General features: G+C 71.1%; 21 protein-coding genes. 11 read left to right on the top strand and 10 right to left on the bottom strand.

All coding sequences use genetic code 11. From position 1 onward, the window contains the following. Both OO014_RS10200 and OO014_RS10195 read right to left on the bottom strand, forming a co-directional pair. Positions 1-1,133: AAA family ATPase (locus tag OO014_RS10200; protein ID WP_272462205.1), on the bottom strand; the 1,133-nt coding region annotated here is incomplete at its 3' end. 1 nt (position 1,134) lies between these two features. Beyond that, complete coding sequence (locus OO014_RS10195) at positions 1,135-2,331, bottom strand: exonuclease SbcCD subunit D (protein WP_272462204.1); 1,197 nt, start codon at positions 2,329-2,331, stop codon at positions 1,135-1,137. A 100-nt stretch (positions 2,332-2,431) separates the two neighbouring features. Here OO014_RS10195 and OO014_RS10190 point away from each other — a divergent pair, with 100 nt between their 5' ends. Beyond that, positions 2,432-2,902: a VOC family protein gene (locus OO014_RS10190; RefSeq protein WP_272462203.1), complete on the top strand. Its 471-nt coding sequence runs from the start codon at positions 2,432-2,434 to the stop codon at positions 2,900-2,902. A gap of 211 nt (positions 2,903-3,113) precedes the next feature. Here OO014_RS10190 and OO014_RS10185 read toward each other — a convergent pair whose 3' ends face one another. Next, the gene (locus tag OO014_RS10185; protein ID WP_272462202.1) at positions 3,114-3,497 is read right to left on the bottom strand and encodes a phage holin family protein; all 384 of its coding nucleotides are present in this window, start codon (positions 3,495-3,497) and stop codon (positions 3,114-3,116) included. A 5-nt stretch (positions 3,498-3,502) separates the two neighbouring features. Further along, positions 3,503-4,591, bottom strand: coding sequence for a 6-phosphofructokinase (locus OO014_RS10180; protein ID WP_272462201.1), 1,089 nt, complete (start codon positions 4,589-4,591; stop codon positions 3,503-3,505). A gap of 162 nt (positions 4,592-4,753) precedes the next feature. On the opposite strand from OO014_RS10180, the gene hisC reads away from it, so the two are divergent. Together hisC and OO014_RS10170 are read left to right on the top strand one after the other, a co-directional pair. Continuing rightward, entirely contained in the window at positions 4,754-5,860 is a 1,107-nt protein-coding gene (gene hisC, locus OO014_RS10175; RefSeq protein ID WP_272462200.1) for a histidinol-phosphate transaminase, read from the top strand. Positions 5,861-5,886: 26 nt separating this feature from the next. Continuing rightward, positions 5,887-6,648 carry a hypothetical protein gene (locus OO014_RS10170; RefSeq protein ID WP_272462199.1) on the top strand — a complete coding sequence of 254 codons (762 nt, stop codon included), beginning with the start codon at positions 5,887-5,889 and terminating at the stop codon, positions 6,646-6,648. A 39-nt stretch (positions 6,649-6,687) separates the two neighbouring features. Here OO014_RS10170 and OO014_RS10165 read toward each other — a convergent pair whose 3' ends face one another. Continuing rightward, positions 6,688-7,131, bottom strand: a complete 444-nt coding sequence (locus OO014_RS10165) for a nitroreductase family deazaflavin-dependent oxidoreductase (protein ID WP_272462198.1) — start codon at positions 7,129-7,131, stop codon at positions 6,688-6,690. Positions 7,132-7,216: 85 nt separating this feature from the next. Then, the gene (locus OO014_RS10160; protein ID WP_272462197.1) at positions 7,217-7,726 is read right to left on the bottom strand and encodes an SRPBCC family protein; all 510 of its coding nucleotides are present in this window, start codon (positions 7,724-7,726) and stop codon (positions 7,217-7,219) included. Between the two features lie 94 nt (positions 7,727-7,820). Between OO014_RS10160 and OO014_RS10155 the strand changes: the two genes are divergently transcribed. The 4 genes from OO014_RS10155 to OO014_RS10140 all read left to right on the top strand — a co-directional run bounded on the left by OO014_RS10155 (position 7,821) and on the right by OO014_RS10140 (position 12,078). Beyond that, on the top strand, positions 7,821-8,306 hold the full coding sequence (locus OO014_RS10155) for a winged helix-turn-helix transcriptional regulator (protein ID WP_272462196.1): 486 nt from the start codon (positions 7,821-7,823) through the stop codon (positions 8,304-8,306). Positions 8,307-8,493: 187 nt separating this feature from the next. Then, entirely contained in the window at positions 8,494-9,648 is a 1,155-nt protein-coding gene (gene pdhA / locus OO014_RS10150; protein ID WP_272462195.1) for a pyruvate dehydrogenase (acetyl-transferring) E1 component subunit alpha, read from the top strand. Next, entirely contained in the window at positions 9,648-10,634 is a 987-nt protein-coding gene (locus tag OO014_RS10145) for an alpha-ketoacid dehydrogenase subunit beta (RefSeq protein WP_272462194.1), read from the top strand. The genes pdhA and OO014_RS10145 overlap by 1 nt, the downstream gene beginning before the upstream one ends. A 25-nt stretch (positions 10,635-10,659) precedes the next feature. After that, positions 10,660-12,078 carry a dihydrolipoamide acetyltransferase family protein gene (locus OO014_RS10140; RefSeq protein WP_272462193.1) on the top strand — a complete coding sequence of 473 codons (1,419 nt, stop codon included), beginning with the start codon at positions 10,660-10,662 and terminating at the stop codon, positions 12,076-12,078. Between the two features lie 28 nt (positions 12,079-12,106). Here the strand turns inward: OO014_RS10140 and OO014_RS10135 are convergent, their stop codons facing one another. Continuing rightward, positions 12,107-13,345, bottom strand: coding sequence for a glycosyltransferase 87 family protein (locus OO014_RS10135; RefSeq protein ID WP_272462192.1), 1,239 nt, complete (start codon positions 13,343-13,345; stop codon positions 12,107-12,109). A 151-nt stretch (positions 13,346-13,496) separates the two neighbouring features. Next, positions 13,497-15,575 (bottom strand): MDR family MFS transporter, encoded by a 2,079-nt coding sequence (locus tag OO014_RS10130; RefSeq protein ID WP_272462191.1) that lies wholly within the window; start codon positions 15,573-15,575, stop codon positions 13,497-13,499. 74 nt (positions 15,576-15,649) lie between these two features. Here OO014_RS10130 and OO014_RS10125 point away from each other — a divergent pair, with 74 nt between their 5' ends. Then, positions 15,650-16,243, top strand: coding sequence for a TetR family transcriptional regulator (locus tag OO014_RS10125; RefSeq protein WP_272462190.1), 594 nt, complete (start codon positions 15,650-15,652; stop codon positions 16,241-16,243). Positions 16,244-16,256: 13 nt separating this feature from the next. Here the strand turns inward: OO014_RS10125 and OO014_RS10120 are convergent, their stop codons facing one another. Then, positions 16,257-16,607, bottom strand: coding sequence for a TraR/DksA family transcriptional regulator (locus OO014_RS10120; protein ID WP_272462189.1), 351 nt, complete (start codon positions 16,605-16,607; stop codon positions 16,257-16,259). A gap of 124 nt (positions 16,608-16,731) precedes the next feature. On the opposite strand from OO014_RS10120, the gene OO014_RS10115 reads away from it, so the two are divergent. Together OO014_RS10115 and OO014_RS10110 are read left to right on the top strand one after the other, a co-directional pair. Continuing rightward, positions 16,732-18,189 (top strand): hypothetical protein, encoded by a 1,458-nt coding sequence (locus OO014_RS10115; protein WP_272462188.1) that lies wholly within the window; start codon positions 16,732-16,734, stop codon positions 18,187-18,189. A gap of 37 nt (positions 18,190-18,226) precedes the next feature. Beyond that, on the top strand, positions 18,227-19,492 hold the full coding sequence (locus tag OO014_RS10110; protein ID WP_272462187.1) for an Nramp family divalent metal transporter: 1,266 nt from the start codon (positions 18,227-18,229) through the stop codon (positions 19,490-19,492). A gap of 3 nt (positions 19,493-19,495) precedes the next feature. On the opposite strand, the gene OO014_RS10105 is transcribed toward OO014_RS10110, so the two are convergent. After that, positions 19,496-20,086: a TetR family transcriptional regulator gene (locus tag OO014_RS10105; protein ID WP_272462186.1), complete on the bottom strand. Its 591-nt coding sequence runs from the start codon at positions 20,084-20,086 to the stop codon at positions 19,496-19,498. A 90-nt stretch (positions 20,087-20,176) separates the two neighbouring features. Between OO014_RS10105 and OO014_RS10100 the strand changes: the two genes are divergently transcribed. Continuing rightward, complete coding sequence (locus OO014_RS10100) at positions 20,177-21,244, top strand: ABC transporter permease (protein WP_272462185.1); 1,068 nt, start codon at positions 20,177-20,179, stop codon at positions 21,242-21,244. The last annotated feature ends 9 nt before the right edge of the window (positions 21,245-21,253 follow it).

Raw genomic sequence — 21,253 nt, 5'->3', positions numbered from 1 at the left:
ATCTCGCGGGTCGTCGACGCGGCGACGCGCAGCTCCGCGGCGGTGAGCTCACGGTGCTCCGGGTGCAGGCGCGACCGGGCCGTTGTGACGGCTGCCTCGGCCCGCTTGAGGGCGGCCTCGCTCTGGGCGAGGGTGCGGACGGCTCCGGCGACCGGTCGGGCCTGACGGGCCCGGGCCACGGCTGCCCGCAGTCGCTCGAACTCCACCGCTCGGGCACCGAGCGACTCGTCCTCGCGCTGCAGCTCGAGGAGCCGCTGACGCCGCTGGCGGCGCAGCTTGGCGGCACTGACCATGTCGGCCATCTGCTGGTGTGCCTCGATCGCCTCGCGGCTGGCCTTGGCCGCGTGGCGCTCGCGCGTGGCCAGCTCGTCCACGACCTGGGCCAGTTCCTCGTCGAGGTCGGCCGGTGCGGCCTGCGCGAGGGCGACCAGGGCGTCGCGCTGCTCGGCGTCGATGCCGGCGGAGACGGAGAAGGCGTGGATGCAGTCGCGGATCTCCGCGACCGCGCCCTGGCGGCGCGCCTGCGCGAGGCGGCCCGCCTCGACGATCTCGTCCTGGACCCGGCGGAAGAAGGCCGTGCCGAAGACCTTCTCGAGGAGCTTGCCCTTCTCCTCGGACTTGGCCCTCAGGAACGTCGCGAACTCGCCCTGGGGGAGGATCACCGTCTGGACGAACTGGTCCCGGGTCAGGCCGACCGCGCGGGTGATCTCGTCGTCGCAGTCGCCGATGTTGGTCGAGAGCAGCTCGCCCCCGTCGAGGTCGTCCGGGCTCGCGATCCGCCACAGCTTCACCGAGGGCTGCTGCACGGTGAGGCCGGTGCCGCGGGACTTGGGCCGCTCGAAGCGGGGCGTGCGGCGCACGCGGTAGAGGCCCGACTGGGTCTCGAAGACGAGGGTCACCACCGGGATCTCACGGGGGTCGGCGTGGTGTGAGTGGATCCGCTCGACGTCCGCGGACTGCTGCGCCACCTTGCCGTAGAGCGCGAAGGTGATCGCGTCGATGATCGTCGACTTGCCGGACCCGGTCGGGCCCTCGAGCAGGAAGAGGCCGGCGCGACCGACGGCGCCGAAGTCGATGACCTCGGTGCCGGCAAACGGCCCGATGGCGGTCATCTCCAGGCGGTGCAGCTGCATCTCAGGCCACCTCCTGCGCCTCGGCCAGCGCCTGGGCCTTGACGGCCGCCTCGTAACCCTCGACGAAGCGCGTGATCTCGCCCTCGCTGGCCTCGGCCTTGGTGACGTAGGCGATGAAGTCGGAGCCGAGCTCCCGCGGGTCGCGCTCGCTGACGGCGGTGGTGCCGCGGACGCCGCGCTCGACCTTGGCGTCGGGCTCGTGGAACACCTGCAGGACGTGCGGGAAGCGGGACTTGAGCCGGTCCATCAGGGAGTCGGGCCGGACGCGGTCGGTGAGGGTCGCACGGACCCAGGCATCCTCGTGCGGAGCGTGGGCCGGGTCGGCGAGCAGGTCGTCGAGGGTGCCGCGCAGGGTCGCCATCGCCCGCGGCTGCTGGATCTCGATCGGTGTGACGACGGCTGGACCCGTCGCAGGGAGGTCGACGAGGAGCACGCACTTGGTGTGGTCCTGCTCGGAGAACGAGTAGCGCAGCGGGGAACCGGAGTAGCGCACGACCGACCCCTCGGCGCACTCCGGAGCCTGGGGCCCGTGCAGGTGGCCGAGCGCGGCGTAGTCGATGCCTTCGAAGACGGTGCCCGCCACGCGGTCGACCCCGCCGACCGCGATCGATCGCTCGGAGTCGCTCGGCTCGGCGCCGGCGACGAAGGCGTGGGCGACGACGAGGGACCGGACTCCCGGACGCGCGGCGAGGTCCTCGCGGATCCGCTCGCACGCCGCCCCGACGACGGCCTGGTGCGACCGGGGGAGGAGGTCGCCGCCCCGGGCCAGGGCGGACCGGGCGTGGTCGACGTCGAGGTAGGGGATCCCGTAGATCGCGGCCCGGACACCGTCCGAGCCGTCGAGGAGGACGGGCAGGTCGATCATCGAGATGTCGGTGATCATCCGGATGGTGTCGCGGAACAGGCCCGCGCCGTAGCCGAGCCGGATCGCCGAGTCGTGGTTGCCGGACGTGACGACGACGGTGGTGACCTGGGACAGCCGTGACAGCGTCCACTCGAAGAGCTGGACCGACTCGACGGGCGGCACGCCGCGGTCGTAGACGTCGCCGGCGACGACCACCGCGTCGACCGGCACCCCGTCCGGCGGGTCCTCGACGAGCTCGCAGATCCGCTCGAGCACGGCGGACTGCGCCTCGTGGAGGTTCACGCCGTGAAGGGTGCGCCCGAGGTGCCAGTCCGACGTGTGCAGCAACCGCATGCCACGAAGGTAGGACGCAGCGCCGACAGCCTCCTCCCGGACACGCCATGGACACGCCACGGACCCGCGTTGTCGGTGGTCGGGGGCAGCATGGGTGAGCATGAGCCGAGAGTTCCAGGTGACCTTCGACGCGGCTGACCCGATCAGCCTGAGCCTCTTCTGGGCGCAGGCCCTCGACTACGTCGTGCAGCCGCCGCCCGGCAGCGACCTGCCGCCGGAGACGCCGGCCCCCGACGTGCTGGACGCGTGGACCGCCTTCCTCACCGCGACCGGCGTGCCACCCGAGCGGCACCGCTCGGCCTCGGCGATCGTCGACCCGACGGGCGAGCGACCCCGGGTCTTCTTCCAGCAGGTCCCCGAGCCCAAGACCGCCAAGAACCGGGTGCACCTGGACGTGCGGGTGGCGCCCGGCCTGGAGGGAGACGCGCGAATGGCCGCCCTCGAGGCCGAGTGCGAGCGGCTGGTTGCCCTGGGCGCCAGTCGGACCCGTCGCTTCGAGCCGGCGCCGCCGATGTCGGCCGGGTTCATCGTCATGGCCGACCCCGAGGGCAACGAGTTCTGCCTCGACTGATGGAAACTGACGGACCGCGAGCGCCCGGCGCGGGACGACCGTTGCTCGTGGTTGGCCGCGTCCAAGCGCCATGCCGTGCGAGCGGTTGCCGGGTGCTCCGCATCAGGGCGAGAAACGGTCGTTCGGAGCCCGGCCGCCCAGCCCGCCACGTGCGTGAGCCCGCCTCCTCGTGCGGAGGCGGGCTCAGCGGCATACGGCGGAAGGGGCTTGCTCAGTCCTTGGGGTTGAAGAAGCCCAGGATCATCGACACGAAGGTGATGATGAGCGAGCCGAGGATCGCGTCCCAGAAGAAGCTCTCCACGTGGAAGGCGAGGTCGAACTTGTCGGCCAGCCACGAGGTGAGCTGCAGCATCAGGGCGTTGATGATGAAGACGAACAGTCCGAGCGTCAGGATGATGAAGGGCATCGAGACGAGCTTCGCGATCGGCCGGACGAACGTGTTGAGCACCCCGAAGATCAGCGCCACGAGCAGGACCGTGCGCACGATCGACGCGGTGTCGGCCGAGTCCCCGAAGGTGATCCCGTCCACGAGGAGGGCGGCGATCCACAGCGCGACGCCGTTGATGACGGTCTTGATCACGAAGTTCAGCAGCATGGCGGTCAGTCTTCCACGCGCTCAAGCCGATCGGCGGTGATGCCGGGGTACTCGTCGCCGGGGATCCTCGGCTGGAACATCGTGTTGAGGCGCAGCATGTCGCTGTCGACCATCTTGAGCTGCCCGACGGCCTCCTTGATCGGCACCCGCACGATGTGTCCCTGCTGCAGGGCGACCATCTCGCCCCATGCGCTGTCGAGGGCCGCCTCGACCGCGGCCACGCCGAACCGCGTCCCGAGGACCCGGTCGAAGGCCACCGGCGAGCCGCCGCGCTGGATGTGCCCGAGCGCGGTCATCCGGCTCTCGATGCCGGTCCGGCCCTGGATCTCGCGGGCGAGGATCGAGCCGATGCCACCGAGGATCTGGTGGCCGTACTTGTCCATCTCCGGCTCGGGCAGCTCCATCGTGCCGGGCTTGGGCAGGGCACCCTCGGCGACGACGATGATCGTCGCGAAGCGGCCCTTGCGGTGCCGGTGGACGATGCGCTCGCAGACCTCGCCGATGTCGAACGGCTCCTCGGGCACCAGCGTGATCGCGGCGCCGCCGGCGAGGCCGGACCAGATGGCGATGTGCCCGACGTGGCGGCCCATCACCTCGACGACGAGGACGCGGTGGTGCGACTCGGCCGTGGTGTGGAGCCGGTCGATCGCGTCGGTGCAGATCTGCACGGCGGTCTGGAAGCCGAACGTCATCTCGGTCAGGGAGATGTCGTTGTCGATGGTCTTGGGCACGCCGACGACGGGGAAGCCGTTCTCGTGGAGCCGGGCGAGCACGCTCATCGAGCCCTCGCCGCCGATGCCGATGATCGCGTCGAGGCCGTGCCGGTCGTAGGCCTTGCGGACCTTCTTCAGGCCGTCCTCGAACGCGAACGGCTGGTCGCGGCTCGTCCCGAGGATGGTGCCGCCGAGGGGGAGGATGCCGCGGCAGCGGTCGACGTCGAGGAGCTCGAAGTCGTTGTCCATCACGCCGCGCCAGGCGTTGCGGAAGCCGACGACCGTGCTGTCGTAGGTCACCTCGGCGGCGCGGACCGCGCCCCGGATGACGGCATTGAGGCCGGGACAGTCCCCGCCCCCCGTGAAGATGCCGATGCGCATGTGCAGCGTCCTTCGTGTGTGGGCATGCAAATGAGTCGAGGCGGCGTTGGCGCGACAGTGTGAGCCTAGCCACACCAAGCCGTATGCCGCTGCGCTGGGTCCACGGGTCGGGACCCCGCCGCTCCTCCCACCCTCTCTCGGCCGTTCTCTAGAGTGGGCCGCATGAGCGACGACGCTGTGCTGCCCGCTGCTGCCTCCCCGACCGTGCGGCTGCGCCAGGTCCTCGGGCAGATGCCCGACTACAAGCCGGGCAAGCCGGCCGCGGCGGCCGCCGGGGTGACGCCGTACAAGCTGTCGTCCAACGAGAACCCCTACGGCCCCCTGCCGTCCGTGCTCACCGCGATCACCGAGGCCGCCATGTCGGTGAACCGCTACCCGGACATGGCCGTGGTCGGTCTGCGCGAGCGCCTGGGCCGGGCGCTCAGCGTCTCCTCGGACTGCATCGCCACGGGCACCGGCTCGGTGGCCGTGCTCGCTCAGATCGTCCAGGCCGCGTGTGACGCCGGGGACGAGGTCATCTTCGCGTGGCGGTCCTTCGAGGCCTACCCGATCGTGACCCAGCTCGCCGGTGCGACGCCGGTGATGGTGCCGCTCGACGACCAGGCCCGCCACCGCCTCGACGCCATGGCCGACGCCATCACCGAGCGGACCCGAGTCGTGCTCGTGTGCACGCCGAACAACCCGACGGGTCCGACGGTGCATCGCGCCGAGCTCGACGCCTTCCTCGACCGGGTGCCGAGCGACGTCATCGTCGTCATCGACGAGGCCTATGTGGAGTTCGTCCGTGACCCGGAGGCGGTGCGGGGGCTCGAGGTGTGGCGCGAGCGGCCCAACGTCGTCGTCCTGCGCACCTTCTCCAAGGCGTACGGCCTCGCCGGGCTGCGGGTCGGCTTCGCGGTGGCGCACCCCGAGGTCGCGGCGGCGATCCGCAAGACGGCGACGCCGTTCGGGGTCAACTCGCTGGCCCAGGTCGCCGCGGTCGCCTCGCTCGACGCCTTCGACGAGCTCAACGAGCGGGTCGAGTCGATCGTCGCCGAGCGGGAGCGCGTCATCCGGGCCCTGCAGGACCAGGGCTGGAAGCTGCCCGAGTCGGACGCGAACTTCGTGTGGTTCCCGCTGGGGGCCGACTCGACGGCCTTCTCCGAGGCGTGCGAGGCCGCCGGCCTGATGGTGCGCCAGTACGGCGACGACGGGGTGCGCGTCACCATCGGTGAGGCGGAGGCCAACACGCGCCTCCTCGAGGTGGCCGAGCAGTTCGGGGCGCGCTAGACCGGAGACCCGACGAGGAGGGTGTCATGGCCGGGCTGGTCCGAGGCAGGGTCCTGGGCGGCACCCTGGCGCTGGCAGGGGTCCTCGCGCTCGTCCCGTCGGTGTTCTGGCCCACCTCCAGCTACACCCAGCCGGGAATCACACTCGGCGACGGGGTGACCCGGGATCTGGTCAACCTGGAGTGGAGCTGGGGCAAGTACGCGTTCCTCGGCGCCCCAGAGGAGATGCTGTCGTCCGAGATGAGCAGTCCGTGGGGCCTCGCCTACCTCGTGCTCATGCTCCTGATCGGACTGAGCGGTGCCGTGGGGTGGCTCGTCCTGCATGGCGGCGCCGGCCGCCTCATCGGCGTGGCCGGGACCGCCGTGGTCGCGTCATACGCGGCTCATGTCCTCGCCGACCGAGCGATCGAGCAGGCGATGTTCTACCGGCCCGATGATGTGGTGATCCGCGGGACCCCGGTCGCTGGGCGGTTCGAGCAGGCCGCGCTCGTCCTGCTGATCCTCGCCGTGGTCGCGATGCTCTGGCACCCGCTGTCGAGCCTGGCTGGGTCGGCGTGGGCCGTGGCCTCCAGGCGGGCCGCCGCGGCCCGGCTCGCCGAGGCGGCCGTCCTGCAGCCCACCGATGGCGAGGGCCGGGGCGGTGTCATCCTGCACGGCGAGCGGCGAGGTGACAGCCCCTTCAGTCGCCGCCCTGGGGACCGGACGCCGCCCGAGTCAGTCGGTTTCACCGATCCCGGGCCGGACGAACGGGACGCGCCCACCCGTCCTGGCGGCTCCTCGTCGGACTGAGGCGGGCAGCGACTCTCACCCGCTGACCCGTCGGGAGAGTCAGTGGGTGAGTGGGGAGGACGTGGGGTGCAGGTGCGCGACCGGGATGGTCCTGCCCGCCTTCGCCGCGTACTTGGCGACCGTCGGCGCCTGCGCGAGGATGACTTCGCGCCACACGGCGTCCCGCTCCTGCCCGCGCAGTTCCTGCGGCACCACGGTCTGGCCACGGGTCCCGATCTCGACCGCGGCACTGCCGGCGCGGCGCAGGTTGCGGAACCAGTCGGGGTCCGTCGGCGAGCCACTGCCCGTGCCCCAGACGAGGTAGCCCCCGTCATGGTCGAGGTAGCGCACCATCGTCGACCGGGGGCGACCGGTCCGGCGCCCCGGGACGGTCAGCATGAGCACGGTCTGGTCGCCGACGGCGTCGAACCTGCCCTTGAAGGCGCGGTGGCTCCACACCCCGATGGCGTTTCCCAGATGCATCATCCGTCGTCTGGACGACATGGCGACACCTCCGCTCTCAAGCGTCCGCCCGTCGGAGCCGCGCGTCAACGGCGCGTGGCAGCTGACCCGCGGCCCGGCCCCATGCTCAGGAGACGTCGGGGACCCGGACGGTCCCCGCGAGGGCTGCGTCGAGCGACTCCTGGTTGCTGAAATCCCCGGGCTGCCCGGAGCCCGACTGGATCAGGTCGCGCAGGCTGCCGAGCACGTACTGGCCCCAAGCGGTCTCGCACACGTCGAAGCACTCCATGTCGCTCGTGAGGCCGAGGTGAGTGAGCGTCAGGCGGGTCCGGCCCCGGGGGCCCTCGGCGCGGGTGATGTCGAAGCGGATCGTCGTGCCCGTCCACTCGTGCTGGTCAGCGAGGAAGTCGAGGTGACTGTCCACGACGAGCCACTCCACCCGCTCTCCGGGCTTGAGCACCGTGGTCCGCTGCTTCGAGAAGTGGATGTCGGGGGCCAGGTACACCCACTCGGCGTTGAGGGTCGCCGGGTCTCCGACGACGTTGTCCGACCACCAGTGCCGGACGTCGTTGATCGACTCGTAGACCTGCTCCGGTGACTGGTCGACGGTGAAGGAATGCGTGAGGTCCCTGCTCATGACTCGCCTCTCTGAATGGGTGCTTGCGTGATGCAAGTAGACGCTACTCCGCCCAACTTTCGTGATGCAAGTGAAATTCTCGTAGACTGCCGACATGCTCGGCAGGACCTACGACTCCCAGGTGTGCTCCATGGCGCGAGCGCTCGAGCTCGTCGGCGAACGCTGGAGCCTGCTGATCGTTCGAGATGCCTTGTTCGCGGGGGTGACCCGCTTCGGGGACTTCCAGCACAACCTCGGCATCGCGACGAACGTCCTCACGTCCCGTCTGGATGCCTTCGTGGCCTTGGGGATCATGGAGCGTCGCGAGGTCGCCGGCCAGCCGAGACAGGCGGACTACGTCCTGACCGACAAGGGTCGGGACCTCGGGCCGGCGATGGTCGCCCTCACCCACTGGGGCGACCGCTGGGCCGCCCCTGACGAGCCACCGATCGTCTACCTCCACCGAGGGTGCGGGGGGACGGTTCACGTGGAGACGGTGTGCGAGACCCACGGTGTAATACCTCCCGCGGAGGTCGGGGTGCGTCCGGGGCCCGGCATGCCCGCGGAATACCTCGTCAACCGGCGCCCGCACCGCGGCTGAAGGCGTCCTTACCACGGGTACCGTCCCGCATTGTGAGATTTCCCGGAGGCTCCGGTAAGTTCCGTGCCGAAGGCCTCATTGCGTCCACCGGCACCCTCGGCGGACCTGTGACACAGCCGTCGGGCGGGTGAACCCCGTGCGCGGCCCGACCAGAAATGCCGGAGTCCCCTCCGGTGAAGGAGCCCCCGTGAGCGACAAAGTAGTCGCCGAGCTGCACGAGCCGACCCCAGCGGTCGGCGATGGTGGCCCGGACATGATCCAGCTGCTGACCCCAGAGGGTGAGCGTGTCTCCCACCCCGACTACGACAAGTACGTCGCGGACCTCAAGCCCGAGGACCTCCGGTCCTTCTACCGCGACCTGGTGCTCATCCGGCGCCTCGACGCCGAGGGCTACGCGCTCCAGCGCCAGGGCGAGCTCGGTCTCTGGCCCAGCCTGCTCGGCCAGGAGGCCGCGCAGGTCGGCTCCGGCCGGGCGCTGAAGCCGCACGACATGTGCTTCCCGACCTACCGCGAGCACGGCGTCGGCTTCGTGCGCGGCATGGACCCGCAGAGCTCGCTGCAGCTCTTCCGGGGTGTCAGCCAGGGCGGCTGGGACCCGAAGGAGCACAACTTCCACCTCTACACGATCGTCATCGGCGCCCAGACCCTGCACGCCACGGGCTACGCCATGGGCGTCAAGATGGACGGCAACGTCGGCACCGGAGACCCCGAGCGCGACACCGCCGTCATCTGCTACTTCGGCGACGGCGCCTCCTCGCAGGGCGACGTCAACGAGGCGTTCGTCTACGCCGCGTCCTTCGACGCCCCGGTGGTCTTCTTCTGCCAGAACAACCAGTGGGCGATCTCCGAGCCGGTCTCCAAGCAGACCCGCATCCCGCTCTTCCAGCGCGCCCACGGCTTCGGGTTCCCGGGCGTGCGGGTCGACGGCAACGACGTCCTCGCGACGTACGCCGTGACCCAGCACTGCCTCGAGGAGGCGCGCAACGGCAACGGCCCGCTCCTCATCGAGGCCTTCACCTACCGGATGGGCGCCCACACCACGGCCGACGACCCGACGAAGTACCGCGTCTCTGCCGAGGTCGAGCAGTGGAAGTTCCGCGACCCGATCCTGCGCCTCAAGACCTACCTCTCGCGTGAGGGTTGGGCCGACGAGTCCTTCTTCAGCCAGATCGACGAGGAGGCCGACCAGTTCGCGGCCGAGCTGCGCCACGGCTGCATCACGATGGAGACGATGGCCGGCGAGACGATGTGGGACCACATCTACGCCGAGGACCACCCGGTGATGGAGGCCGAGCGCGCGGCGTTCCAGGCCTACCAGGCGAGCTTCGAGGAGGCGAAGTGATGGCACTCGAGAAGGTCACCCTCGGCAAGAGCATCACCAGTGGTCTCCGGCGGGCCATGGAGCGGGACCCCAAGGTCGTGCTCATCGGTGAGGACATCGGCAAGCTCGGCGGCGTCTTCCGGATCACCGAGGGCCTGCAGAAGGACTTCGGCGAGGACCGCGTCATCGACTCCCCGCTCGCCGAGTCCGGCATCGTCGGCACCGCGGTCGGGATGGCCCTGCGCGGCTACCGCCCCGTGTGCGAGATCCAGTTCGACGGCTTCGTCTACCCGGCGTTCGACCAGATCGTCAGCCAGGTCGCGAAGATGCACGCCCGCTCGCTCGGCACGGTCAAGATGCCGATCGTCATCCGTATCCCGTTCGGCGGCGGCATCGGCTCTCCCGAGCACCACTCGGAGAGCCCGGAGGCCTACTTCGCCCACACGGCGGGCCTGCGCGTCGTCGCCTGCTCGAACCCCGAGGACGCCCACTGGATGATCCAGCAGGCGATCGAGTGCGACGACCCGGTGATCTTCTTCGAGCCGAAGCGCCGCTACCACGACCGCGGTGAGTACGACACGGCCGCGACCGAGGCCCCCCGCGGCCTGTTCGAGGCCCACATCGTCCGCGAGGGCAGCGACGTCACGCTCGTCGGCTACGGCCCGGTCGTCAAGACGATGGTCGAGTCGGCCGCAGCCGCCGAGGCAGAGGGGACGTCGATCGAGGTCATCGACCTGCGCTCGCTCTCGCCGCTGCCGATCGACACGATCGTGCAGTCGGTCCGCAAGACCGGCCGGCTCGTCGTCGTGCACGAGGCGAGCAGCTTCCTCGGCATGGCGTCGGAGATCTCCGCCCAGGTGACGGAGCAGTGCTTCTATGAGCTCGAGGCCCCGGTCATCCGGGTCAACGGCGCCAACATCCCGTATCCGCCGAGCCGGATGGAAGAGGAGTTCCTCCCCGACCTCGACCGGATCCTCGACGGCGTCGACCGCGCCCTGTCCTTCTAGATCGAGCGCTGAGAGGCTTCCGATAGTGGCAATTCGCACGTTCAACCTGCCTGATCCCGGCGAGGGTCTCGTCGAGGCCGAGATCGTCGAGTGGAAGGTCGCCCCGGGCGACACCGTCAAGGTCAACGACATGGTCCTCGAGATCGAGACGGCCAAGTCCCTCGTCGAGCTGCCGATCCCGTGGTCGGGCACCGTCAAGGAGCTGCTCGTCAACGTCGGTGACACCGTCGACGTCGGCACGCCGATCATCAGTATCGACGACGGTCAGGGTGGCGACGCGGCCCCCGCCGCGGCTGCTGCCCCGCAGGCGGAGCAGCAGGAGGCGATCCTCGTCGGCTACGGCGCCAAGGCGGGCGCGACCGCTCGCCGGGCTCGCAAGCAAGCCAACGGTATGCCGCTGAGCTCGGTCCCCGAGGCCGCGCCGGCTCCCGCTCCGGCTGAGCCCACCCCGGCTCCCGCCCCGGCCGCCCCGGCCCCGGCGCCCGCCCCGGTGGCGCGTGAGGGCCGGCCCAAGGCCAAGCCGCCGGTCCGCAAGCTCGCCAAGGATCTCGGCATCGACCTCTGGTCCGTGCAGGGGTCGGGGCCGGACGGCATCATCACCCGCGACGACGTCCAGGCCCACGTCGCCGGTGGCGTCAACGGTGCTCCCACGCCTGCGGAGCAGGCTGTCGGGGGGTCAGGGGGGCGGAGCCCCCATGGGTCGGCATACGGCATGCCGTTCGGCTCGGGTGAGCGCGAGGTGCGCACCCCCATCAAGGGCGTGCGCAAGATGACGGCGCAGGCGATGGTCGGTTCGGCGTTCACCGCGCCGCACGTCACCGAGTGGGTCACGGTCGACGTGACGAAGACGATGGAGCTCGTCGACCGGCTCAAGCGGTCCCGCGAGTTCCGCGACGTCAAGGTGACGCCGCTGCTCGTCCTCGCCAAGGCGATGGTGCTCGCGATCCGTCGCAACCCCGGCGTCAACGCGACGTGGGACGAGGCGGCGCAGGAGATCGTCCAGAAGAACTACGTCAACCTCGGCATCGCCGCGGCGACCCCGCGCGGGCTGATCGTCCCGAACATCAAGGACGCCCACGGCATGTCGATGCTCCAGCTCGCTGAGGCGATCGGTGAGCTGACGGCAACCGCTCGGGACGGCCGCACGCAGCCGGCGGAGATGTCCGGGGGGACGATCACGATCACCAACGTCGGCGTCTTCGGCGTCGACAGCGGCACGCCGATCATCAACCCCGGCGAGTCGGCGATCGTGGCGTTCGGCGCGGTCCGCAAGATGCCGTGGGTCGTCGAAGGACCTGATGGTGACGAGATCGCGATCCGGCACGTGACCCAGCTGGCGATGAGCTTCGACCACCGGCTCATCGACGGCGAGCTCGGCTCGAGGTTCCTCGCGGACCTCGCGGCGATCATGGCGGACCCGAGCCAGGCCCTCGTCTGGGGCTGACCCGCCCTTCCCCACGCAACACGCCCGCTTACCGCGTGGCTGCCCCTGCTGCTTCAGGGGGCAGCACCTGGGAAGCGGGCGTGTTGCGTTGGGGCCTGGTGGTCACGAGGACAGCGGTCACGGCGACGAGCGAGACGACGCCCAGGAGCACGTAGGCGTCGGACAGGAGCGTGGCCGGGAGCGACGCCGAGAGCTCACGCCCGTCGCCCGAGGGCGCGAGCCAGATGACGCGCGTGGCGAGGACGACCAGCCAGGCAGCTGCGAGTCCGACGAGCAGGGGCCGGTGGCGGCCCGCCTCGGCTCGGTGGGGGGCGAGGAGCCAGAGCACCAGCGGGACGCTCCACACCCAGTGGTGCACCCACGAGATCGGCGAGACGAGCAGGCCGCACAGGGCGACCACGACGGTGGCCGCGAGCGGGTCCCGCTCCCAGCCGCACCGGACCGCGACGATGGCGACGAGGACGAGGATGACGGTGAGGACGGCCGTCAGTGCCGGGATGCCGTCGAGCCCGGCAGCACGGGACACCGCACCCGTCAGGGACTGGTTGGCGAGGAACTCGACCCCACCCACGCGGTCGGGGTCCCAGACGGCCCGCGTCCAGAAGTCCAGCCAGGACGCCGGCATGGCGATCGCCGGGAGGAGAGTCAGGGCGGCACCGGCGGCCGCGACTCGCGCGAGGGCGCGCCAGTCGCGGCGCACCAAGGGCACGAGCAGGAAGATGGCGGGCGTGAGCTTGATGCTGATGGCGGCGGCCAGCAGCAGGCCCGCCGCACGGCGGTGCTGGGGCATGAGCACGAGCAGGTCGACCAGGACCAGGGCGGCCAGGACGAGGTTGACCTGACCGAAGCGGACCGTCTCCGCGACTGGCTCCGTCAGCGCCGCCAGCAGCACGATGGGCAGCCCAAGGCGGCGGTCGATGCCCAGGTGCCTGATGCTCAGGACCACGATCGTCGACAGGCTGGCGTACGAGACGGCGGCGATGACGAAGGTGGCCAGGCCCGCCGGGATCAGGGCCAACCGCGTGAACAGGACCGCCGCGAACGGTGGATAGGTGAACGGCAACAGCCCGTCCGCGCCCCGGTAGAGCTGGTCTCCCCCGCCCAGGACGGCCTCGCCGGCCCGGCGGTACACCTCCAGGTCGATCGGCGTGCCGGGAGAGGTGGCGACATGGGCTGCCGCCAGCAGCAAGGCCCCGGCGAGGTGAGGGACCAGCAGCGGGCCGCGTTCTCGCGCCGAGATGTGCCTGCGTTGCCCCGACCTGTCCACGTGCTCAGCCCCCTGCGCCGACGTGAGTGAGCAGCCGACCGTGGCCCCCCGGCGCGCAAGTCTAGGGGGCATGCACGTGCGGGCGGTTGCGGGCCCGCTGGAGCGACAAGGGCGCTCAGTCGGGGAGCGAGCCCAGCGGCATACGGCAGGGTCAGCCGCGGGCCCGGCTCGCGTCGACCAGGTAGGCGGCCGTCAGGTCGTCGCCGACGCGCTCGAGCAGCTGGATGTCGACGGCCTCGTAGCGCTCCGCAACCGTTGGCTCGACGGTCGTCATGACCGTCCGGGCATCCCGCTCCGCCACGGCCGTCGCCAGCTCGCGCTTGAGCTCCTGGGTCAGCGGCCCCGACTGGCGGGCCACCTCGGCGACCTCCACGGCGTATCGCTCGGTCTCAGCGGCGATCCCGTTGTCCTCGGTCGTCAGCATGCGGGAGGTGCGCTGCAGCAGCGCAGCCCCGCGCTGGAGGTCACCCGCTCCGACCTCGGCGACGGCCCGCGACAGCAGCGGCCGGTCCCCGGAGAGCGCGGCGTCGGCGAGCAGGCCGAGCCGCAGGCCGAGGAGGCGCTCCTTGGTCCGCGTGTTGCCGGCGTCGCGGCCGAGGGGCACGACCAGCTCGTCGTCCGGTGCCGTCTGGGCCATGGTGTCGAGCAGCTCGCGGCCCGCCTCGTCCGCGGTGTGCACCGTGTTGCGCAGCGGCAGCTCCTTGATGAAGAGCGTCGCGACGAGCGCGATGGCGAAGGGCACGAGGCCCCAGAGGAAGACGGCGTGGAGCGAGTCGGCCAGGCCCTGCTGCACGCCGGTGACCACCTTCGGGGGGAGTCCCGCCAGGGTCGAGGGGTCCAGCACCGATCCGGCGTCGACCTGCTGGCCCGCCGTGGCGAGGCGCTCGGCCGCCCCCGCCGGCAGGTGCGAGGCGATGTTGACGGCGAGGCCACTCGACATGATGGTGCCGAAGACGGCGATGCCGACGGTCGAGCCGACGTTGCGGAAGAACTGCGTGGACGCGGTGGCGACGCCGAGGTCCCGGCGGCGGGCGGCGTTCTGCACGATGAGGGTGTAGACCTGCATGGCGATGCCGAGCCCGATGCCGAAGACGACCATGGCGAGCGTCAGGTCGAGCTCGGTCGCCGAGTAGTCCATCCGGATGAGCATCCAGAACCCGGCGCCCATGATGAGGATCCCGATGAGGGTCTGCAGCTTGTAGCGTCCCGTCCGGGTGATGACGAGCCCCGCCACGATGGACAGGCCGATCATCGCCACCGACATCGGCATGAGGATGAGGCCGGAGTTGGTCGCCGAGACGCCGAGGACCCCCTGCGCATAGACCGGCAGGTAGATCATCGCGCCGAACATCATCACCGACACCATGAAGCTGGCGATGTTGGACAGGGTGAAGACCGAGCTGCGGAAGAGGCGCAGCGGGATCACCGGCTCGACGGCGTGCCGCTCGACGGCGATGAAAGCGGCGAGCGCGACGAACCCGGCAGCGAACAGCCCCAGGGTGACCGGCGAGCTCCAGGCCAGCGTGGTGCCGCCGAGCGAGGTGGGCACGAGCAGGAGGACGAGGGCGAGCGAGAGCAGCGCGATGCCGGCCTTGTCGATCACGGTCTCGCGGTGGTCGTGCTCGAGGTGCAGGAAGCGGGCGATCCCGAAGTAGGCGACGACCCCGATCGGCAGGCTGATGAAGAAGAGCCACCGCCAGCCCCAGTTGTCGGTGACGAACCCGCCAGCGAGGGGGCCGAGGATCGACGACAGCCCGAAGACGCCGCCCATCAGGCCCTGGTACTTGCCGCGCTGCCGAGGCGGGATGATGTCGCCGATGATCGTCTGGGAGAGCGGCATGAGCGTGCCCATCCCGACGCCCTGCAGCGCCCGGGCGCCGATGAGCCACCAGAAGTTCTGCGCGAAGCCCGACAGGACCGAGCCGACCATGAAGACGACGAGACCGCCGAGGTAGAACCCGCGCCGGCCGTAGATGTCGGACAGCTTGCCGACGATGGGCACGGTGATGGCGCTGACGAGCATGGCCGCCGTCGCGAGCCACGAGTAGTGGTCCATCCCGCCGAGCTCGGCGACGATGCGCGGCATGGCCGGCCCGACGATCGTCTGGCTGATCGAAGCCACCAGCATCCCGAGCATGAGCGCGATGAAGATCTGCCGTGCCCGGGGGTCGAGGCCGGTCGAGACGTCATCGGGCTCAGAGGTCCGGGCGGGGGCAGGGGAGGACGGCATGGCAGCCACGATACGACAATTCTTGCACTCGCTGCAAAATTGCGCGCGCTGCACGAATTTTCTATGCTGGCCGTATGAGCGACGAGGACTGTGGGCTGCGCGAGCGCAAGAAGCGTGAGACTCGCCTCGCCCTGCATCGAGCCGCGCTCGACCTCGTCGAAGAGTCGGGTTTCGATGCGGTGACCACTGACCAGATCGCCGCACGGGCCGGAGTCAGCTCGCGCACGCTCTTCAACTACTTCCCCAACAAGGAGAGCGCCGTGCTCGGCGCGACCCCCGCGGACCCCGACGAGATGCGGGCCCTGCTCGACGCCCGCCCCGCAAGCGAGCCGATCCTGCGCTCACTCCGCGCCATCGTGGAGACCAGGCTCTCCCCGACGACGTACGATCCGCAGCTGCGGGCCCAGCGCCGCCGGGTCATCCTCAGCGAGTCGTCGCTCGGGCCGGCCTTGGTGGGCAACAACATTCGCGTCGAGAACATCCTCACGGAGCTCGTCGCCGAGCGGCTGGGGCTCGATCCGGCGGAGTCCGTGCGTCCGCGCGTCACCGTGGCCAGCGCGCTGGCGGCGGTCCGCGCGTGCATCGAGCACCAGCACACCGGGGGCAGGGGCACCGTCGAGGAGACGGTCGACGAGGCCTTCGCCCTGCTCGAGCACGGCTTCGCCTGACGGCCCCCGCGGCTCAGCCCTTGCCCGCGTGCTCCACGCACGTCCGGGCGGTCGGCCGGGCCTCGAGCCGCTCCTCCGGGATCTCGCGGCCACACACGACGCACTTGCCGTAGGTGCCCTCGGCCAGCCGGTCGAGAGCCGCGTCGATGTCGACGAGGTGCTGCTCCGCCTGATCGATGAGGGCAGCGACCTGGGACCGTTCGTAGGCGATCGTGGCGCCCTCCGGGTCGTGCTCGTCGTCCGAGTTGGAGTCCACCGTGGCCTCGACGACCTGCCCGAACTCCCGCCGGAGTCCCTCGAGCCGGTCGGCGGTGGTCTGGCGTTCCTCGGCCAGCCGCGTGCTGTGCGTCGTCGTGTCGGTCACCCGGTCCTCCTCGCGTCGTCCTCGATCCGAAGTTCCCCACATTGTCCCCCCGTCAAGCCGCCGGTGGACGTGTGTGGCCCGTCACGCCGTTCACGCCCGGGCCGGAGCAGGCAGGATGGGCCCCATGAGCGAGCACACGGGCGTGGTCTTCCCCGTCGACGAGGCGTCGGGGCGGCGCAGCACGGCCGCGTTGGGGCGGGCGGTCGTCGCCGACGCGCTGCGCCCGGTGGACCCGGTCGGCGCCGGCTCGGCTGCGCGCGAGACGAACTGGCGGCAGGGCTACCTCGAGCACTTCCGGCGCCTCATCGAGGCGGGCCTGCCCAGCGCCGAGGTCGCCCACACCATCGCCCGCGAGGGGCTGGCCTCCCATCACACGCGGATGCGTTGGCACGTGCCGTCCGGGGAAGGCCCGCTGAGCTCGGCCTTCGAGGCTTCGCCCAGCGCGCTGGGCTCCGAGACGATCCGCGGTGAGGGCGTCCCGGACCGCACCATCTCCTTGCCGTATGCCGCTGAGCGCGCTTCCGGGGACCGGCTCCGTCGCGTCGTGGCGGGGTGGGTCGAGCGCGGGGTCGTGGAGCCGAGCTGTGCCGAGGCGGTCGAGCGGGTCCTGGCCAACCCGGACTGGCTCGACCTGTCCGACCGGACCGTCGTCGTCCTCGGGGCGGCCGCCGAGATGGGCCCACTCCGGTCGCTGCTCCGCTGGGGCGCAGACGTCGTGGCGGTCGACCTGCCGCGCAAGGACCTCTGGCACCGGCTCCTCGCCGACACGCGCAAGCTGGCAGGCTCGCTGACGGTCCCGGTGCAGCCCGGCCGCGGCCCGGTCGAGGACCGGCTCGGTGGCGACCTCGTGCACGACCTCGCCTCGGTCACCCAGTGGGTCGCCTCGCAGGACGGGCCGCTCGTCCTCGGCAACTACGTCTACGCCGACGGCGCGACCAACGTGCGCGTCGCCACCGCCGTCGACGCCCTGACGGAGACAGTCGTGGCCGAACGCGGGCGGGACGACGTGGCGCTCGCCTTCCTCGCCACGCCGACCGACGTGTTCGCGGTGCCCGGGGGCGCGGTGGCCAGGTCTGTCGAGAACTACGCCCAGCGGCATACGTCAAGGGTCTTGCGGGTGCCGCTGCGCACCCTCAGCGGGGGCCGGCTGCTCCGACGCAACTACGTGCCCGGCGCCGACCCCGGCATCAACGACTCCGTCGTGCTGCAGCAGGGCCCGAACTACCTGCTCGCCAAGCGACTCCAGCGGTGGCGGGCCACGACCCACCGCGCCGACGGAGGACTGGTCTCGCTCAACGTCGCCCCGCCGACCCGGACGCGCTCGGTCGTCAAGAACCGGGCGCTCGCCGCCGCCTACGCGGGCGCGCACCGCTTCGGGGTCGAGGTCTTCGAGCCCGGCACCGCCAACACCCTCATGGCGATCCTCCTCGTCCACGACCTGCGCACGGGTGCGCCCGCCCTCGAGCATCCGTGGCAGGACGAGGCATTCGCCGCAGTCCACGGCGGGCTGTGGACCTCGGCCTACGCGCCGCGGAGCGCGCTCGGGATCGCGGCGCTGCTCGGCGTGGCGTCCGCCCGCTGAGTTGGCGGATGCGCCGTGCAGGCCCCATCCTCTGAGGATGGCTGACGGAACGGGACGCATGGTGCGGCCGCGAGTGGACGACCGGTCTCCCGAGCACGGGCTCGGCGGGACGTTCAGCGCGCCCCGCACCCTCGTGCCGGCCCTCCTCGCGGCGATCGCCTACGTCGACCCGGGCAACTTCGGGGTCAACATCAGCTCCGGTGCCGAGCACGGCTATGCGCTCGTGTGGGTCGTGGTGTTCGCCAGCTGCTCCGCGATGGTGATCCAGTACCTCGCGGCCAAGCTCGGCATGGTCACCGGCCTGAGCCTCGCCGAGCACAGTGCGCGGCGCTACCCCGGCATCGGCCGCATCCTGCTCTGGACCCAGGCCGAGATCGTCGTCATCATGACCGACCTCGCCGAGATCGTCGGCGGGGCCATCGCGCTCTACCTGCTCTTCGGCATGCCGCTGATGTGGGGCGCCGTGGCGGTGACAGCGTTCAGCCTCGTCGTGCTCTATCTCAAGGTCCACGGGCGCAGCCACTTCGAGTCGGTCGTGCTCGTCCTGCTCGCCGTGATCATCGGGTCCCTGCTGTGGCAGGTCCTCATCGCCGACGTCGACCGGGTGGAGCTGCTGCGCTCCGCGGTGCCCGGACCCCTCGACTCGTCGGCCGCGCTGCTCGCCGTGGGCATCGTCGGGGCGACCGTGATGCCGCACGCCCTGCACTTCCACTCGGCCGCGTCGCGGGCCCGGGACGACGGCACCGTCGAGCCGTCGCAGGACACACGCCTGCGGATCGGGCGGCGGACCGTGCGATCGGTCGTCATCGCGATGACCGTCGCGGGTGCAGCCAACATCAGCCTCGTCGTCTTCTCCGCTGCCCTGCCGAGCGAGGCAGGGGCGAGCATCGAGACCGCCTACGCGGCCCTCGGCGCCGAGGCCGGCCAGATCGCGGCGACCATGCTGGCGGTCGCGTTGCTCGCCTCGGGGCTGGCGTCGACGCTCGTCGGGGTGCAGACCGGCGACGTCGTGATGACCGGTTTCGGCAAGCGGCCCATCCCGGCGCTGCTGCGACGCACCCTCGCCGTGGTGCCGGCCCTGGTCATCCTCGGGTTCGGTGTCGAGCCGACCCTGGCGCTCGTGTGGAGCCAGGTCGTCCTGTCGTTCGCGCTGCCCGGGACCCTGATCCCGCTGCTGCTCTTCACGCACGACCGGCGGCTGATGGGCGCGATGGCCAACCACCGGCTCACGACGGTCGTCGCCTGGGTCATCACTGCAGTGATCGTCGGGCTGGTCGGGTTCCTGCTCGTCAGCGGCGCCTGACAGTCAGGTCAGGTCGCCGGCGAGGTAGCGCTGGAGCGTCGGCCCCACGTGGGCAGCCAGCTCGTCGGTGCTCATGCTGGCGACCGGCTCGATCCGCAGGACCCGCCGCGCGAGGACCATGCCGACGATCTGCGTGGCGGCGAGGGAGGCGCGGGCCCGGGCATCCGGCCGCCCCAGTTGCCGGGCATATGAGCCGATGATGACGTTGTCGATGAAATCCCGCACCACGTCGTGTCCGGTGCCCTCCGTCAGGGCTGAGCGCATGAGTCCGAGCAGCGCGGGCCCGGTGGTGGGGTCGTCGAGGACGCCGGCCACGACCCGGACGATGCGCTCGCCGATGCCGTCGATCCCCTCGGCGAAGACCTCCTCGATCTTCTGGTGCGGATCGACGGGCAGCTCGAGGGCCGCGGCGAAGAGCCCGTCCTTGTTGCCGAAGTAGTACGGCACCAGGGCGACGTCGACGCCGGCGCTCTCGGCCACGGCGCGCATCGTCGTGCCCTTGAAGCCCTTGTGGGCGAAGAGCTCTCGTGCTGCCGTCAGGATGTCGCCCCGTGCGTCGGCCCGGTCGGAGCGGGGGCCGGGGCGTCGTGACACGACCTCAGCATAACGCGTCCTTCATCAAGTGTTGAAATTCCGTGGACAGCGGCCCTATGGTGGTTTCAACAACCGTTGAAAGGAGTTCGGATGTCCTCCCGCATCGACCATGAAGCCCCCCTCGACCCCCGGCCGGAGGTCAGCGCCCACACAGCCGGCGCCGCCCCCTCCGGCAGCGGAGCGCCCGTCGGAGTCGGCCACGCCCCGCCCGGTGGTGCGGCCGGCGTGATCCTGGCGCTGACCATCCTCATCGGGTTGGTGCTCACGGCCTTCGCCCTGCCCGCGATCCACAGCGAGCCGCGAGGGGTCCCGATCGGGGTTGCCGGCCCGGCCCCGGCCGTCCAGCAGGTCGTCGGCGGCCTCACGGCCAACGCGCCCGACGCCTTCGAGGCCGAGACCTTTGCGGACGAGGCGGCCCTGGCCCAGGCGATCCGCGACCGTGAGGTCTACGGCGGCATCGCCGTCGGGCCGACCGGTCCCACCGTCCTGACTGCTCCCGCCGCGAGCCCCGCCGTGGCCCAGGGTCTCTCGGCCCTCGCCGCGCAGCTGGGCCAGCAGCAGGGCCAGCCGGTCCCGGTCAAGGAGATCGTGGGACTGCCGGCCCAGGACAGCAGGGGAGCGGGCCTGGCCACGGCGCTCCTGCCGCTCTTCATCGGCGCGGTCGCACCGGTCCTCATCTTGAACCGCGTGGTGCGAGGCAACGGCTGGGCCAAGCTCGCCGCCATCCTGTCGTTCGCCATCGTGCTCGGCGCCGCGCTGGCGGGACTGCTCCACTGGTACGGCGTCTTCGAGGGCAGCTGGCTGCTCGAGGCCGCCGCGATGGCCTCGGTGATCGCCGCGATGTCGACAGCGCTGCTCGGCCTGCTCCTCCTCCTCGGGATGCCCGGCCTCGGTCTCGGTGCGGCGCTCTTCCTGCTCGTCGGCAACCCGCTGTCCGGGGTCGCGACGGCGCCGGAGTTCCTCGCCGAACCGTGGCGCAGCATCGGCGCGTGGCTGCCACCGGGCGCCGGGGGCCAGGTCCTGCGCAGCGCCACCTACTTCGACGGAGCCGGGGCGGCACCGCACCTGCTCGTGCTCGGCTCGTGGTTCCTGCTCGGGCTCGTCCTCGTGGGCCTCGCCTCCACCAGGACCCGCCGCCACGCCGGGGTCGCCGGTTGACCCGACCGA

It is taken from the genome of Intrasporangium calvum (genome assembly GCF_028446585.1).
GTDB classification, from domain to species: domain Bacteria; phylum Actinomycetota; class Actinomycetes; order Actinomycetales; family Dermatophilaceae; genus Intrasporangium; species Intrasporangium calvum_A.
This window is presented reverse-complemented; position numbering and strand designations above follow the sequence as displayed.